This window comes from Streptomyces sp. NBC_01335 (genome assembly GCF_035953295.1).
GTDB lineage: Bacteria > Actinomycetota > Actinomycetes > Streptomycetales > Streptomycetaceae > Streptomyces.
Map to the genome: position 1 here is coordinate 7,428,670 of NZ_CP108370.1, position 17,590 is coordinate 7,446,259.

A 17,590-nucleotide genomic window follows, 5' to 3' on the forward strand; every position below is an offset into this window, starting at 1 on the left:
ATGCCGCAGGTCACCCGTGTCGACACCGAGGGACTGCAGAGGGGCGCGGACCTGCTGGGGCCCCTCGGGGAACGCCTCCGGGTGTTCGTCCAGGGGACGATCCGTGAGCTGAACTCCACGTCCCCGGAAGGGAACGACAAGTTCGGCCGGCAGTTCGCCGGGAAGCGCGACCCGCTGGCGGCCGAGCTCGGAGAAGGGCTGGAATCCCTGAGCAGGGTGATCACCTCCATCGGGGACGGCCTGAACTCCATGGTCGCCGTATTCGACGGCGCCGAGCGGAACGCCTCCACCCTGACCTCCCGCCTGAACTCCCAGCTGAACGAGGGCGGCGGCAACGGCGGCGGAGGTCGCCGGTAGTGGCTGGGGCCCCCGAGGCGCTCCGCTGGGCGGCTTATCTCACCGGCACGGAACTGCCCGAGGCGGATCCCGCCGGGCTGCGCCGCCAGGGCGAGATCTGGGGCGATCTGGGGCGAAAGGTCCAGAGCATGGTGAGCGAGGTCAACGCCGCCAACGCCCAGGTCCAGGGGCACATCACCGGTGATCCCGCCGAGGCGTTCACCGACTACATGCGGCAGTTGAACAGCACCCTGCCCGGGTTGGCACAGGCCGCGGAGAACATGCAGATCATGCATGACGACTTCGCCCTGCAGGTGGAGCACGCCACCAATCTGGTGATCGCGATGCTCTCGTGGATGCTGGTGGAGCTCGCGTTCCTGGCGAACTCGCTGTTCGGCCTGGCCGCCGTACCGGCGCTGATCACCGGCGTACGCGCGGTGATCATGGCGATTCTTCGGCGCCTGCTGCTCTCGACGGCGGTCGGCGCCGGGATGATGACCGGCCTGGAGACGCTGCTCCAGGCGATCGAGATCCTGGAGGGGCACCGCAAGAAGCTGGACCCGAAGGCCATCACGGACATGGCGGTCGGCGGCGCGATCGGCGGAGCGGCCTTCGGCGCCCTGTCGGGCCTCGGCAGAGTGGTTGCGCCCCGCGCGTCGAACTCACTGATCGGCAGAACCCTGATCGGCGGCACGGCGGGCGTCGTCGGCGGCGCGGCGGCGAACGCCGCGATCGGCGGGGAGATGGACCTGGGACTGGCGTTCCTCGGCGGTGCGGCGGGAGCCGCACTGGGCATGCCGGGCACCGGCGGCGGGACCCGGGGCAAGGACCCGGGCAGCGCCGTCCCCGACGTGGCGAACCTCGTCAAGGCCCCGGACGACTCGACGTTCACGGGGCCCGGGGGACCGAAGGGCCAGTCGGCGGTCGACCCCTTGACGGTGGCCACCAGCGGGGCCCCCGGGCCCGGAACCACGGGCGCCGGAGCCGGAGGCACGACCGGTGCCCCTCGGAGCGGGGCGGGGGCGGATGCGGCCGCCCCCGGCCCCGCGCCCGTTCGCGCTACGACAGGCGGGAGCACGGGCGCGCCTGACGGGGCGGCGCGTACGAGCACGGGTGCGGGTGCGGGTGCGGAGGCGGACGCGATCTTCGGTACGGGCGGACGTACGGGTACGGAGGCGGGCTCGGACGCGGACGCCGACGCGGCCTTCGGTACGGGCTCGGGTACGGGCGGACGTACGGGTACGGCGTCGGGTACGGCCGAGAGCGCGGGGAGGCGAACCCCGTTCGTGACGGCGGCCGGTGACGGTATACCCGTCGGAACGTCCGGGACGCGCCCCGGCGTGGTGACGGCAGGCGGCAGCGGTGCAGGGACCGCACGGCCGGCGGGCGACGGACTGCCGGGCTTCGACGAGGCGCCCCGCGCTTCCGCCGGACCGGAGAACGCGACCGTCGCGGGGGGCAGGGGGGCCGCGACGGGGACCCCCGACAGTACGCAGCCCACCACGGTGGTCCGGAGCCCGGAGGCCGGGCCCGCCACGGTCCGGGCGCCGGAGTCCGGACCCACCATGACCAGGGGCCCGGGAGACGCGACCGTCCCGGCGGGGCCCACGGAGACCGGGGCCACCGTGAACCGCGGCGCGGAAGCGGCAGCGGACCGCGGCCGGGAAGCGGCGCCGAACCGTGGCGCGGAAGCGACGCCGTCCGCCGCCACTTCCGCGCGCCCCACCACCTCCGCGCACCCCGACTCCTTCGCACCCGCCACCACCTCCGCACACCCCGTCGGGGCCGACGCGGCGCCCGTCCGGTCCGTCAGCCAGGACCCCGCGGTGGCGGCGACGCGCGAGAACACGGCCGCACCGGCGGTCGCACCCGGAGCAGGCACGGCCGGCGGCGGGCGCCCCGACGCACTGGCCGTCACCGGACGGCAGGACGCCACGGCCACCGCGACGGCGCCCGACACCGCCCCGCCCCGGCAGGCAGGTGCGGCCCAGCCGGGCCCGTCCGCCGCCACGCCCAGCCGGGGCGAGCCGGCACCGGTATCCACGGGGACCTCCTCGGCCCAGCCGGGCCCGTCCGCCGCCACGCCCACCCGCGCGGGCGAGCCCGCACCCGTACCCACGGGCACCTCGGCCCAGGCGACTGCCGGCGGAGCCCCCGGCCCCGTACGCCCGGCGACCGTCGACGGCACGGGGACACCCGACGCACGCACCGGGCTTTCCGCGTCGGCGCAGAGCACGGGCGACCGCACCGGGACGGCCGCCACTCCCTCGACCGGCACCGCACAGGGCCGCGCCGACGTGGGTGCACGCACCCCGGTGGCCGGCGGGCCGGGGACCCCGGCCGGTGGGCGCACGCCGGACACCGTGACCGGCTCGGAGCGTCGAGGGGGCGCGCCGACCGGGACCCGTACCGAGTCACCGGCCCCCCGGGACACCACCTCCGCCGACCGTGCCCCCGAGACGGCGCGCGGCACGGCACGCGGCGACGGGGGAGCACCGGAGAGCCGAACACCGCCCACGGGAGCGCCGGCGGGCGCGTCGCCGCGCCGGACCGAGACCGCCGTGGCCGCCGCGGACGGTGCGCCCCCGCGTACCCCCGACGACACCCCGCCCGGGCGAGCGGACGACGGAAACGCGAGCGACCGGCCCACCCACGACGAGGGCGCACGCTCCCGCGACGGCGCCCTCTCACCGAGCAGCAGGCCCGAGGCCGCCGAGCCGTCCGGGCCGACTCCCCCCGGGGCAGCGGCCGCTCCCACCGGCGCGTACGTCTTCCGGGACGAGGACCCGCTGCTCGGCACGGCCTGGCGCCGGGCGCAGGGCGAGGTGACGGACCACTACCGCTTCCGGTTCGAGGTCGAGGAGATGGCCGAGCGGCGGGTGGCGGAGGCCTTCGCCGCGTACCTGGACGACCCGAACCCCGTGCACCGCCTTCCCGAGCGGGTGCTCCCGGACGAGGAACCGACCGAGGGCCTCGGGACGCCGCGGACCCCCTCGGCGCTGCCCCGCGTGGAGCGGACCTCCGAGGGCGGCCCCTTCGCACTGGCCGATCCCACCGGTGCGCGGTTCCGTCTGGTGCAGTCCGAGACCCGGGACGCGTTCCTGGTGCTCGGAAACGACCGTGAACTTCCGCCCGCTGTACGGGCGGAGGCGGAGGGGCGGCGTCAGGAGGTCAAGAGCTGGTTCGACGCGCGCTGGGAACCCGACGCGGAGGCGTACCAGCGGGGTGACATCTCCCTGGCGGAGTTCCGCTCGCGGTTCGACGAACTGTCCGCCGGGCTGCGCGACGACTTCGAGATCAAGTCCGCCGCGCACCTGGCGCGGGAGTCCGCCCGGGAGACGTTCGAGGAGTTCGAGACGCGGCTGCGGGACGAGGGCATGTCGGCGCCCCCCGGCAGGCTCCGGGCCGCGCGGTATCTGACGGACCTGTCGGAGCTGCCGAGGTCCGCGGTGGCGCGCGCCCGTGAGGCGTTCGCCGAGGACGTGGTGGCGGAGGTGAACCGGCTCGCCGAGGAACAGCGGTCCACCGGCGACGGCACCCGTGCCGAGCCGCTCGACTGGCCGCGGCTGCACGACGATCTGCGCGCCGAAACACGGGACCTGGCACGGGGCCTGCGGGCCCGTCTGGAGCTGGAAGTCACCGCCGAACGCATCTTCGACCGAGCCGTCGAGGCGGCGCGGGTGGAGGAGCGTCTGACGCGGGGCGCCGAGGACGGGATCGCCACGGTCGAGCGGATCGGCCTGTGGACGGACCGGGCCCGTACCGACTTCCGTACCGACTTCGAGACCCTCACCCGCGTACTGCCGGGCGGTGACGGCCCACCCACCCGGCGGACGCCCTTCGGGCAGTGGGTGGAGCGGCGCGAGGCCTTCGCACCGGGGATGGACGACCTGGCCGCTCGCTGGGAGGCGCGGCTGCGGGCCACGGCGACCGAGGAGTCCCAGCGCGCACAGGCCGACAGGAGGGTCGAGGCCGCCCACACCAAGTGGGTGCGGTCCACCGGACGGGAGCGGATCGAGGCCGAGACGGTGGACACCGCCGCGGTGGCCGCCGCCCACGGCGCGGAGCTGACCGCCAGGGGCGAGGAACTCCTGGCCGGCCGGGAGCGGCGGGATCTCACCCCCGACGACTGGAAGTCGTACACCTACCGGATGCGGCGGGCTCACGCCCGGCTCCTCGACGACCTGCCGACGCGCTTCGAGTACCACGTCGGCCTGGAGCGCGCTCTGCAGGGGGCGGAGGTGCGCTTCGACCGGCTGGGCGTCGACGGGGTGCACGCCGAGCGCGCCCGCGAGCAGCTGCGGCAGGACGTCACCCGCGACTTCGGCGAGCTGGCGGGCCGGGCGGAGAACGGCACCTGGAAACCGAAGCGGGTGGCGGCCGGTGAGGCCGCCTTCTTCCACCGGTATCTGCCGTCGCTGGAACAGTCGATGCCGCACCGGCTGCGGCTGGAGTACGGCCTGGAAAGGGCGCTGACCGAGGGCGGCGAGCAGTTCGCCCGGCTGACCACCCGGCGCGGTGAGCTGACCGAGCGGGCCGAGTACCGGTACGACGTCGAGGAGGCCACCCGGGACCGGCTGGGCGAAGGGTTCCGCGGGGACTGGGTGCGCCGCTACCACGACGTCTACGGCCCTGACGCGCGTGACATGGACGGCTGGCTGGCGCGCGAACGGGAGGACGGCGACACCTTCGGCAGCACGGTCCGATCCGAGTGGGACGCCCTGCGCGAGGAGATCGAGCAGGAGGACCGGCGGCGCGGGGAGGCGGTGGCAGCCGCCGAACGCGAACGCGCCGAGCAGGAGGGGAGGGAGCGGCGGCAGCAGATGGCCGCCAACTTCGACTCCCTGCTCAACAGGGAAGCCTCGCTGCGGGAGTTCGTGAGGGATGCCGGGGCGGCTCCCGGTGAGATCCGCACCGCGCGCGTGCGCACGGAGTACGAACAGGACGTGGAGGCACTCCGGTCGAGCTTCGCCCGGGAGTGGGCCGACGTCTCGCGCTCCACCCCCCGGGAGGATCTGCCCGCGGCGCGCGCCCGGTTGATCGACAAGGCGCGGCAGGAATGGAACGACCTCGCCGACGCGGCCCGCGAGGAGGACAGCGCGTACCGGGCCTGGGAGAGCGACCCGGCCCGGGTCCTGGACCTGTCGCGGTGGGAGATCGACCGCACCCCCTTCCAGGAGACCGCGCGCCGCGGCGACCTCCCGGGCCTCCCGGACCGGAGCGCGGAGGGTGCCACGCAGCTCCAGGTCCAGGAGTTGGCGGCCCGCCCGGAGCAGGCACCGGCGGACCTGCGGGCCGCCGTCGAGAGCAGGGACCGGGCCTACACCGTTTTCGGCGAACGGCTCTTTGCCGTGCGCGGGTTGGACGGCTCCGGGGCGGACGAGCGGGTCGCGGCCGTGCGGGAGAGGTTCGCCGACGCCTGGGCACAGGACCGTGCCGCCGCGGCACCGGCCGAGCTGACGCCCGCCCGCGTCGACGCCCTCCGGGAGCTGGACGCCGGTCTCGTCTCCGCCCGGGAGATCCTCACCGCACGGGAGGCGGCCCGCGAGGTGTTCCACCGCGAGGTCGCCACCGTGGTGCCCGGCGTTCTCGCGCGTGTCACGGGCTTCACCACCTCGGCGCCGGCGGCCGAACTGACCGCCCTGTTCCAGGACATGGTGGCCGACGGAGCGACGGCCGAGGCGCAGGAGGCCCGTACGGAAACGGTGCGGGAGTTCCGGCAGCGGTACGCCGAGGCCCACGCGGCCTGGACGGCGGACCGCGAGGCGCACGCCGCCTTCGACCGCGCGCTCCACGCCCGAACCGCCGAGAACCCGCACGACCGATTCGCGTACCAGCAGCGACTGGGCACTCACGCGGAGCAGAACTGGTACGACCGGCAGCTCGACGCCCTGCGGCAGGGGTACGCCACCGAGCGGGCCCGGGCGCTGTCCGTCGAGGACGCCGAGGAGCGTCAGGAGCAGGTGCGGCAGCTGGACGAGAACATCCGCCGGGCCGCGGCGCACCAGCGCCGGCTGGCCCCGGAGGCCGCCGAGCGGACGCGCCGGTTCGCCGAACACACCGACCGGTTCCGCGCCGACCGCACCTGGGGCGAGGAGGTGCGCGGCTGGTACGAGCAGCAGCGCCTGACCCTCCAGGCACCGGTGGTCGAACGGCTCGGCCGGTACGGTCCCGAGGCACACGAAGCCGCCGTGGCGAGGTACGACGCGCAGGTCCAGGCACTGCGGGAGGTGGCACAGGCCCGGCACCGCGGCGAACTCGACCGCGTCGCGCTGCTCGCGGACGAGCCCCCTGGCACCGTACGGATGGAGAACGCGGAGACCGTCCGCTGGGCCCGGACCCATGTCGAGCACCTGCGCGAGGAGTACGTCCGCACCGTCGAAACCGCTCGGGTCGCCGCCTCGGCGGCCGGGCTCGTCGCGCCCCCGGCGTACGCCGACGCCGACGACTGGCGGGCCCCTGCCTGGCAGGACGCCCAGCGGACCCTGCACCAGCGGTACGCCGAAATCCTGGCACGGCCCGACACGGCCGACGCCGACGCCGACGCCGAAACCGGAGACGGAGCCGCAGCCGGAACGCGGGTGGAGAGCGGCCCCGGGACGCCCGTCGGCGACGTCATCGACGACGGCACCTTCGACGAGGCCTTCCGCGTGTGGGCGGGGGACAAGGCCTCCGTACTGACCGAGGAACAGCTGACCGCCGTCCGCGAGCAGGTCCGCACGGAGCACGCCCGGCTCTCCGCCATAACCTCCGACACCGGGGCGGCCGTCCGGACGGTCCAGGACGCCTTCACCGTGGCGGCGGTCCGGCAACGGGGACTCGCCCACGCGGAGGCCGCGTTCGAGCGCACGTTCCACACCTGGTGGCAGGAGACGCTCGCCGCCTCCTCGCGCGGGCTGACGGACGGGACCGGGGCATCCTTCGAGCCGGCCGGGGAGACGGCCGGAGCGGTCCACGACCGCCTCGCCGCCGAGTTCCACGACCGGGTGGACCGGTTGGTGGACCGCTCCTTCACGGGCATCGACCCGGAACGCGCCCTCGACGGAACGGTGCGGCAGGCAGTCCGCGACCTCCGCGACATGATCGCGCCGCTGCCGAACGAGTTCGACCGCCGGCTCCATCTCCTCCTGCTCGACCCGGCCTTCGAGGCGGCGGTCGCCTCGTTCCCCGGTCACCGGGGCGCCGGGTCCGGGGCCCTGACCGCGGCGGAACACACCCCGGTCTCCGCCCACGAACACCTGCTGTCCGCGTTCGCGGCCGAAGGCACCCCGGTCTCCGGTCCGGGGCGGGCCCGGGTGCTCGACGACGCCCGGCGTGCCCTGGACGACGTCTTCGACAGGTTCGAGCGCCCCGGCGCGGGCACCGACGACCGGGCCGCGTCGATCGACAGGCAGACCAGGCTGGACGCGGTGGTGGGCGGTCTGCACCTCCGGCTGGCGGAGCAGGCGGTCCGCGAACACCAGATCGTCCGTGTCCAGGAGGCCGTTCAGGCGGCAGCGGCCTCCTGGGCGGAAACCGGCCCCCGCACGGACGCGGCGTTCCTCGACCGCTTCCCGGTGGACTTCGGCAGCCCCGGCAAGGAGCTCGTCGCCGAACTCGGGGTGACGATGGCCGTCGTCGTCAACCAGCGACTCGACCAGGTGCTGGCCGAGACGGAGCGGCTCGGGCCGCAGGAGCGGGCGGAGCGCTGGCAGGACGCCTACCGGCGACTGACGGACCCCGAGCGGCTGCACACCTGGCTGACCGTGCGGCACGCCCGCGACCGGATCGGCGAGCTCGCCGAAGAGCTCCTCGCCGCGCACCTCACCCAGTGGCGCGACGCCCACGGCGACCGGCCCCTCGGCGAAGCCGACACCGCTCGCGTCCGGGCCGGCCTGGAGGAGCGACTGCGGTCGGCGTTCGACGTCCTCCACCCCCGCCACACGTTCGTCCTCGACGACGTGGACGCCCTCGGGCGCAGATGGGACGCCGTCCTGGCCGCGGAGGCGCAGGCCCTCCCCGCGCACTTGGCCTTCGAGTCCACCGTCGGCACCGCCCTGCACGGAGCCGCGCGTTCGTTCGAGGCGCTGCGGGGCGACCGCGAGACCGAGGACGACCGGTTCGCGGCGCTCGGCGGCGACTTCCGCCGCGACTTCCTCGACGCCTACGAGACCCTGTGGGCGCCGCAGAAACTCTCCTCCGCGTGGGCCACCCACGAAGCGGCCCACGCCGACTCCTTCACCACCGGCCTCACCGCCGCCCGCCTGCACGCCCTCGACCCCGAGGGGAGCCGCGACGCCCGGCGGACGGCGGACGAGATGGAGTCCCGGCTCCGCCGCACGTACGACGAGCCGGACTTCCAGGAGCTCTGGGACCGGGCGAACGAACTGCTCGGCCCCCGACTGCTCATCGGCCGCGACCCGGAGACGGTCGCCCTCCGCGAAGCGCAGCATCGGGCGCTGTTCCGCCTCATGGGCCACCTCGGCCGGGAAGGGGACGAGCGGCGGGCGCGCGACCTGGCGCGGGCGCTGGTGGAACGGATACCGGGGATCGGCTCCCTGCGGCCCGGGGTCCGCGGTGGAGCGGGGCCCCGTGCGGAGGAGCGTGCGGAGGAGCGCGGTCCGGGCCGGGGCCGGCCGGGGCCCGGTGTGCCGGAAACGGCCATGGGCGACCCGTATCCGGACTGGCCGGACCTGGTGATGGACGAAGCAGGGGCGTACCGGCCGGATCCGGCTACGGCCGAAGAGGGGCCGCACCCGCTGAACCTGCCCTCGGACGACGTCCTGCTGGATCTGCCCGACCCGCTGTGGTTCCCACCCGAGCATGTCGGCGGGGCTTTCGACGGCGCCGGCACCTGGTCGACGGTGGGTCTCGACGCCTCCGGCGCATGGCTGGGCGGGTTCACCGATCCCGGTCTCACCGACCTGAGTCTCCTCACCGACCTGAGCTTTCTCACCGATCCGCAGCTCGCGCCGGATCCGGACTTGGACTTCCAGCCGCACCTGGACCTCCTGCTCGACCTGGGGCCGCTGCCGGACCTGAGCTCGCTGCCGGACCACGCCCCGGGAATGGTCCAGGAGCCGACTGGCCAGCAGGAGCCGGTCCAGGAGTCGACGGGGGAGATGCAGCGGCGTCTCCGGTCGAGGTTCGGTCCGCTCTTCCAGGACCTGTGGGAACAGGCCACAGGCCTGCTCCGCCCCGTGGTGGAGCTCGGCCCGGAAGCGGGGGCCTTCGCCCTGCGGCAGGCGCAGATGCGGGCGTTGGGCCTGATCGTGGAGGTGCTCGGCGGGAACACCGACGATCCGCGGGGAGACGCCCGGACGCTGGCGGACACGCTCGCGACGCAGACGCCCGGAATGCGCTCCGAGGACCCGCGGGACGTCTGGTCGCACCGTGCGCGGCATGCCGAACCGTCGCAGTCGCAGCCGGAGCTTGGGCCGCAGCCGCAGCCGCAGCCGGAACCGCAGCCTGCGCAGCCCGGGGCGGTCGTGCCGGAACCGCTCGGCGACACCTGGGAGCAGCGGGTGTGGCGGGCGAGGCCGTGGCGGACCGAGCCCACCGCGCGGCAGGACGGCGGACCGCACGCGGGAGTACCGCTGACGGAGGCGCAGCAGACCCGTCTCTTCACGATGCTGAACACGCGTGAGCGGGTTCTCGACGAGATCCTGACGTTCGGAGCGGTCGCCGACTGGGCCTCCCGTTCCGTGCGCGTACCGCTCGACGAGGCGGAGGTGGAGCGACTGCACCGGGAGTACATCGGCTCCTGGCCGGAGCCTCCGGTGCGCCGCGGTGTCCTCGGGCTGTCGGCGCCCCTGACGGTCGCGGCGTGGGAACACTTCCGGGTGAGCGGTCATCTGGAGGTGGGCGGCGGCCACCGGACGGTGTTCCGCGGGAAGACGGTGAGGCTGGGCCGGTACGTCCGCGACACACTGCGGCGGAAGGACACGTTCGCCCGGCTCTCGCAAGCCCGCGTGGACTGGTGGGAATCGGTCGGCATGCGGTGGCCGACCGACGCCATGCTCGACGCGGTGCGGGTCTACCTCGACGGCCGGACGCTGACCGCGCCGCCGCCGGACGAGGAGATCCGTGCCGTGCGGGTGCCCGGATGGCAGGCCACGGTCGACCTGGTGCACTGGCGCGAGACGCTCCGGCACCTGTTGGTGCTGAAGGACGAGGCCCGTATCCGCGAGGCGCTCGGCGAGGCGTGGGCGGAGGCGTTCTTCGCGGGACGGCCCCCGCACACGGTCGAGGAGACCGCCCTCGGCGTAACGGCGCCCGGCGAGCCGAGCGTGCACCTCACCCGGCCGGCGACGCCACCCCCGGCGTCGATGGAGGACCTGTTCGGCCCGAGCCCCGAGCCGACCCCGGAGTTCGAGCCCGTGCGGCCGGCGACGCCACCCCCGGCGTCGACGGAGGACCTGTTCGGCCCGAGCCCCGAGCCGACCCCGGAGCCGGCCCCGGAGCCCGCGCGGCTCACGCCCGGTGGGCCGGGGGCGCCGATCGACGTGGACGCATTCGAACCGCCCGGCGCGGAGGGGCTTCAGGCGTGGCGGGCACGGCCGTGGCGGTCCCAGGCGAGCCCGCAGCCCTTCGCGCGCCCTGCCTGGCGCACGTATCCGACGCCGACACAGCGTGAGGAGCTCTTCCATCATCTGCGGAAAGCCGGGCGGAACGCGACCTTCGGGACCGTCGCCGACTGGATGCACCGCACCTTCCGCCTCCGGCTGGACGAGGAGCAGTTGGAGCGGCTCCAGTGGGAGCACCGGCTCGCGCAGGCGGAGCGGGCCGCCTCCCGGCCCGGACGGTCCCGCAGGGCCCCCAGGATCTCCGCCCCGGGTCCCGTTCCCGACACCTCGCAGGAAGCGGGCCCGTCGACGGCCGGTGCAGGCCGGAGCGGCACGGGTGAGCACCTCGGACCGGAGAGGGACTGGGACCCGGCACCGAGCTCCGCGTTCGCGCCGGGCGTGGGCGGGGACCTGGTGGACCGTTTGCGGGCCGCGTCCGACACGGAGACCCTGAAGAGCCGGTGGGCGCGGGCCATGGTCCTGCTCCGGCCGGCCGTGCTGATCGGTACGGAACCGGAGACGGTCGCGCTGCGGGAGGCCCAGCGGCACGCGGGGCTCCGGATCATGGAGGTGCTCGGCCGGTCCGACGGTCCGCCGTGGACCAGGGCCCTGGTGGAGAAGGACGCCGAGGAGCTGGCGAACGAGCTCGCCGCGGCGACCCCCGGCATCCGCTCCGGCCAGCCGACGCTGCGCGCGGGCGCTCCGCACGAGGCTGCGGACTCCGCGGCCCGGACGGCTCCCGACGCCCAGATCCTCGCCGACGCGGCCCGGCAAGCGGTCCGGGCGGTCTCCCGGGGCGGGGAGCGGTCCGCGGTTCCGGCGGACGCCCTGGTCGCCTTCCTGAACAGAGCCGCCGCCCGCACCTGGCACGAGGACTGGCCGGCCGGGGACCTCGCGCGCATGGCCGCCGCCGACGCGACCTGGGTGGCCCCCGGGCACGCCGAGCTCGTCGACGCGCTCATGCACCCCGCCCATCTGCACGTGGTGAAGGCGATCGTCCGCCGGCCGGAGCTCGGAACGATCCTGCAGGCGCGCCCCCAGCACCTGGACGTGCTGTCCGGCTCCGGTGAGCTGCTGCGGAGACTGAGCGCACTGGACTCCATGACGCTCGCCGCGTACGCGCTCGGCCCGAGCCATCTGGACGCCAAGCTGGCCCCCTCGGCGGACGGGAAGCGCGAGCTGGTGGAGGCGATCGAGAACAGGTCACCCGACGCGGCGCATCTGCTCGACGCCGTCGAAGTGGCGACCGTCCTCAACGGCCGGACCGCCCACATCCTCGCCGTGTCGTCCTCCGAGACCGTCGCCGACCTCGTGGCCCTCCTGCCCGGTCTGGCCTCCGCGGTACTGGCCGGCACGCCCGAGAGCGCACGGTCCTTCGCCCGCGAGGAAGTGCTCACCTCCGCCGTCTTCGCCCGGGTGGAGGCCGACGCGGAGATCGATGTCGCCGCCCTGTACGCCGACCGGGAGCTGCGCGCCCGTCTGCAGACCCACGCCGACCAGACGGACCTCCTGCTGCGGGCACCGGACCTCCTGGCGGCCGTGGCCCGCGACCCCGGTCTGCTGGACGTCCTGGGGCGCGACGCCCGGCTGATCGACGTGCTCGCCGACGCGCCGGACTTCGCCAACCGTCTCGGCGCCGACGCACGCCTGGTGACCGCCGCGGTGGACAACCCCGCCGTCGCCGGCCTCCTCTCCCGTGACCCCGCCCACTTCGACGCCGTACCCGCACCCGCCCTGCTGGACGCGCTGCGGCAGGCGGCACCCGTGGCACGCGCCGAGCAGGGCGACCCCGCCGCCCGGAGCCTGAAACCGCCGGCCGCGGACCCGGTCCCGCTGCGGGACCTGCGGGCCGCGCTGCCCGCGCTGGACGCCGCCCTCACGGTCGATCCCCTCCTCGCCCTGGAGCTGCGGGCCGACGCCGGCCTCCGGCGGGCGCTGCTGCTCCACCCGGACCTGCTGACCGACCCCCACGAGTACCGTCGCCTGCTGGGGCCCGACGCCGAGACACTGCGCCCCCTCGTACGGGAGAACTCGCCGCTGCTCGCCCCGTACGTCCTCAAGGCCGCCCTGCGCCACCCCGTCCTGCGGTTCTGGCTCGGCCACTCCCCGAGCCTGCTGGAGGCCGGCCCCGGCGACCCGCGGATCGCGTTCACGGACGCCGCCGAGGCCGACCCGCTCGTGGGCTGGATGGCCTGGGTCAACCCCGCCGTGGGACTGCTCCTCGACCACCAGTCCCCGGGCTCACCCGACTTCGGCAACCTGCGCGCGTACTGGGAGCTGGGACCCGCCGACGAGCGGATCTTCACCCACTACGCGCTCGAAGGCTTCCACGACCTGCTGTACGTCGAGGACCGGCAGCGGCTGCTCGACGTACTGTTCCGCAGCGACGCGCTGCTCCGCCTCGCCCGGTACGACCGGCGCGTGCTGGACGCCGTCGACACCGAGGCGGTGGCGGGACTCCACGCCCATCCGCGGGTGCTGACCGAGCTGGCGTCCCGGCCCGGTTTCCAGCTGCCCGTCGCCCATTGGCGCGCCCTCTTCCACTCGCCCGGACTGCTGCGCGGGCTGGACGGTGACAGCGGCCTGCTGAGCCTGCTGGCCTCCGCACCCGAGGTCTTCCGCGAGGCCGTCGCACGCCCCGCACTCGTCGACGTGCTCGGCACCGAGCCCTTCCGGGCCGGGGTCACGGCCGTCGTGGAGGCCCGCAGGGCGGAGAACGCCAAGAAGAGCAAGAAGAAGACGAAGGCGTGGACGAACACCCTGGCGAACCTCGTCACGTCACACGGCGGCGACGCCGTCCTGTCCCCCGAAGGCGTCCGCCTGCACGCCGACGACGCGCGCTGGTCCGGACTGTGGCACCTGGCGCCGGAAACGGCACGCGCGGAACTCGGGCGCATGGCCGACGGGCCCGGCAGCGAGGAACGGCTCGCCGCCCTCCACGCCGTCGACGACCTCGTCCGCGGCAACGGGACGCTGCTCGACGCCGCCCGCGGCAGCCGCGCCGCCGGAGCCATGCTCTTCCAGGACCCGGATCTGGCCGAGATGCTGGTGGCGCGGCCGAGACTCCTCGCCACCGTCCACGACCCCAACGCCTCGGTGCTCGTCCTCCTCCGCGACAACCCGGCGCTGACCGCCGCACTGCGGACGAACGACTCCCTCTACGCGTACACGCTGCTGCGCGGCACCGTCAGTCAGCTCGCGGGCAATCCGGACCTTGTCCGGCAGCTCGTCGCCGTGCCCGACCTGGTCCGCTTCATGCTGCAGCGCCCGCACGAACACGCCATCGCGGCCGGCGACCCCCACCTGAGGCAGCTGATGGGGGAGCGGAACGACGTGGCGCGGGCCCTCGCCGACGACGGCCGCGTCGCCGAACTGCTGCTGTCGACCCCCTCCCTCGCCGCCGAGCTGATCACCTTCCACACGGGCAGGGACGAGGACACCGCGGTCGTACGGGCCGTGCTGAGCGGCGTCCCGGCGGCCCGGTCGGTCGCGGCCACGCCGGCGTTCGCACAGGTCCTGCGCCGCTACCCGGCCGTCAGCGAGTCCATCGCAGCCCACCCCGAGGCGTTCACCGACACCGCGCACTTCCGACGTTTCCTGTCGGACGAGGAGCCCCTGCGCGCCCTCCAGCGGCACCCCGACCACATCGGGCGGGTTCTGGCCTCCGCCGAGCTGCTGGAGACGACGCTGCGGGCCCCCGCCGTCGTGGACGCGCTGGCCGCCGACCCAGGACTGGCACGCCTGCTGGAGCGCCGCCCGCAAGGCGAGTCGCTCCACCAACTACTGCGTACACAGCCGGAGGTGACGCGTGCTCTCGCCGTCGTGGAGGGCGGCCTCGGGCACACCCTGGTCACCGCGCTCGGTGCGGTACGGGGCCTGACCGATGCGATGGCCGCCGACCCGAGGATCGGACGCGACCTGAGGGACGCCCCCTGGCTCGCCGGCACCCTGCTGCGCAGCCACGGTCTGGTGGAACACGCGGTGGACGAGAGCCCGTTGTGGCGCGCGGCCCGTGCGTCCCGACCGCTCGCCGACGCCCTCGCCCCGAGCCTGGTGCGCCGGCTCGCCCCGCGCGAGACGCTGCTCCAACGGCTCGCCGAGCACCCCTCGGCGCTGACCGGCACCGACCCCCATGAGCTGCGGCGGCTGCTCACCGACGCCGACCTCACCCGCTTCCTGGACGACACCCCGCGGTTCGCCGACCGGTTCTTCGCCACCGCCGCACTGCGCGACCGGGCGCTCCAGTCGCCGGGAACCGCCGGAGATCTGCGGCAACTGGCCCGGAACCGTGCGGCGTTCGACCGGCTCGCCGAAGACCTGACCGGGCGGCGCCTGCTGGCCGCGCTGCCCCGCGTCGCCGCCCCCGCCCCCGCCCCCGTCTCCGACACCGCCTCGGCGCGGCTCCAGGAGACCGCGCGCCCGGGAGTGGGGACGGCGGCGCGCCGCGGCCGGAAGAACGGCAGGGGAGCGGCGAGGGTGGCGGTCACCGTACGCGAGCCGGCGACCGAACAGCCGTCGGTGTGGGCGCAGGCGCTGGCCTCGGTGCCCGAGGCCGCAGGACTGCTGCTCGCACCCAAGGGCGCCGACCTCGCCGCCGAACTCGGCCGCAACCCGGAACTGCTCCCCCTGATGCTGGGAGCGCCCGCGGTTCTGGAAGACCTGACCCTGAACCCCGCCGACTGGCAGGACTACGTCTTCGCCCCCTACCTCGCCTCCGGCGAAGCCGCGCTGACGGCCCTCGACACCGACTTCTCGGCCTGGCTGGACCGGCTGGGCGCGGTGGTGGAGGGAGACTTCCACCAGCGGGTCCGGGACACGGCGCAGGGCGCCTGGGACCGGGAAGTCGCCTCCCGCGCCGCCCGGGTGGCACGGGAGAGAGAACGCGTCGCCGAACGGCTGGCGGCGTTCCAGCCGCACCGCCCCGAAACCTGGGACCAGCGCGCGGGACGGCTCCTGCACACCCGGCAGGCACGCGCGGAAGCGCTGACCCCCGCGCAACTGGCGCTGCTCGAAGAGGTCGCCGAAGGACACAGGAGCCCGAGGGAGGTACAGAACCGGCAACGCCCCGTCGCCGTCCATCAGGCCCTCCACATCCACCTGGACGGCGGCAGCGGCGGCGCCTCGTTCGCGTACGTCCTCGCCGAGGACGGACACGTCGACACCCTGGTGTACGCCATCAGCCGGTCCCGGCAGAACAACGACTACACGTGGGACGGATACGGCGGCCACTCCACGGCCGGCCCGATGGACATCGGCGCGATACGCAACGAGCCCGCGCTGCGCGCCTCGGTGGAACGGGTGGAACGGGCGACGGCGCAAGCGGCCGAGAACCGCGACGACCAGGTGAAGGCCACGGGCAGGAAGGGCAAGGGCAAGGAGAGGGGGCCCGCTGCCGCCGCGGTGGCGCGGCCGGACACCGAGACGTACGCGCGCGCGGTCGACCCCGACCTGATGCGGCTGGCGGAGGCGCTCACGGCGTACCACTCGGCCGTCGCCGACCACGCCGCCGCACCGCAGGCGCGGGACAAGAAGGCCCCGGCCCGCGAGACGGCCCTGACCGCGGCCCGCCGGCGCCTGCGCGCGCTGGGCCTGGACCCCGAGGCGCGTACCGGACCCGACGACGAGGCCGTCCCGGAGCAAGGCGGTACCGGGAGGTTCGCCGCGGACGGGGCGAGGGGGCTGGGAGCGCGGCTCGGCATCACCACCCGCGCCGCGGAGGCTCTGCTCACCGCGGCGGGCGGACTCCTGCGGGCGCCCGTGCTGATCGGAACGGACCCCGAGACGGAGGCGGCACGCCGGGGCCACCACGAGCACCTGATCGACGTCGCCGAGGTCCTGCACACCCGGGGCGCCGAAGCCGCCCGCACCAGGGCCCTGGAGCTGGGCGGGCCGCAGACGCGCGGCAAACTGCCCGGAGCCGGAGCGCAACAGAGCAGGCCGATGGAAGTGGAGATGGAGGTCCTGGGTTCCGAGGCCGGGCCGAGCAACCAGGCCGGGCCGAGCGACCAGGCGGGCCCGGACGTCCAGCCGGTGACGGACCGGGAGGCGGAGGAGCTGGAGCAGCTCCTGCTGGAGCCGCGTCCGCGGCGGCGGGGTGAACCCATGGCGAGCCTGGACCGGGTGCTCGCCGGCCGGGAGACCGGCGTTGACGCGACACAGGACGACCAGCGGATCCCGATGGGGCGGCGGGCCGGGACCGAGGATCAGGCCGATCCCGCGCCCGAACCTGAGCAGCAGACGGCGCCCGAGGAGCAGCAGGCTGTTCCCGTACAGCAGGCCGAGGAGCAGCAGGCCGAGGTGGTCGAGCACCCCGAGCCCGCCCCCGAACGGCAGGCCGAGGTGGCCGAGCACCCCGAGCCCGAGCCGGAGCGGCAACGGCCGGACGACGCCGAGCAGCAGGCTGCCCCCGAGCCCGAGCCCGCCCACGTGCCGGAGGCCCCCGCAGCGGAGGCGCTCGCACCCGAGACCCCCGCCCCCGCCCCGGAAACCCTCGAACCGGCCACGGCTCACGTGACGGACGTCGCCGCCCCCGTGACCGGGGCGGCCGGCCCCGCCCTGGACGCTCCCGCACCGATCAGTGACTCGGTGCGCGCGTACGGGGCGGAATTCGACGGCGTGCAGGGCACGGTGAGTCTTGGCCGGGTGCCCGAGAGCACGGTCGACTGGCTGCGGGACCGGCTGAGCAGGCAACTGGAGGGGAGCCTGGGGGA

The 17,590-nt window shown here is 75.1% G+C and carries 2 protein-coding genes (1 of these 2 cut by a window edge); both read left to right on the forward strand.

Annotated features, from left to right (window positions below):
* Complete coding sequence (locus OG599_RS31630; protein ID WP_327179394.1) at nt 1-357, forward strand: hypothetical protein; 357 nt, start codon at nt 1-3, stop codon at nt 355-357.
* Nucleotides 357-17,590, forward strand: partial view of a WXG100-like domain-containing protein gene (locus OG599_RS31635; protein WP_327179395.1) — the 5' portion only. It continues 17,005 nt past the right edge of the window; 17,234 of the gene's 34,239 nt are visible here — the first part of the coding sequence; its start codon is at nt 357-359; its stop codon lies off the right edge, out of view. The genes OG599_RS31630 and OG599_RS31635 overlap by 1 nt, the downstream gene beginning before the upstream one ends.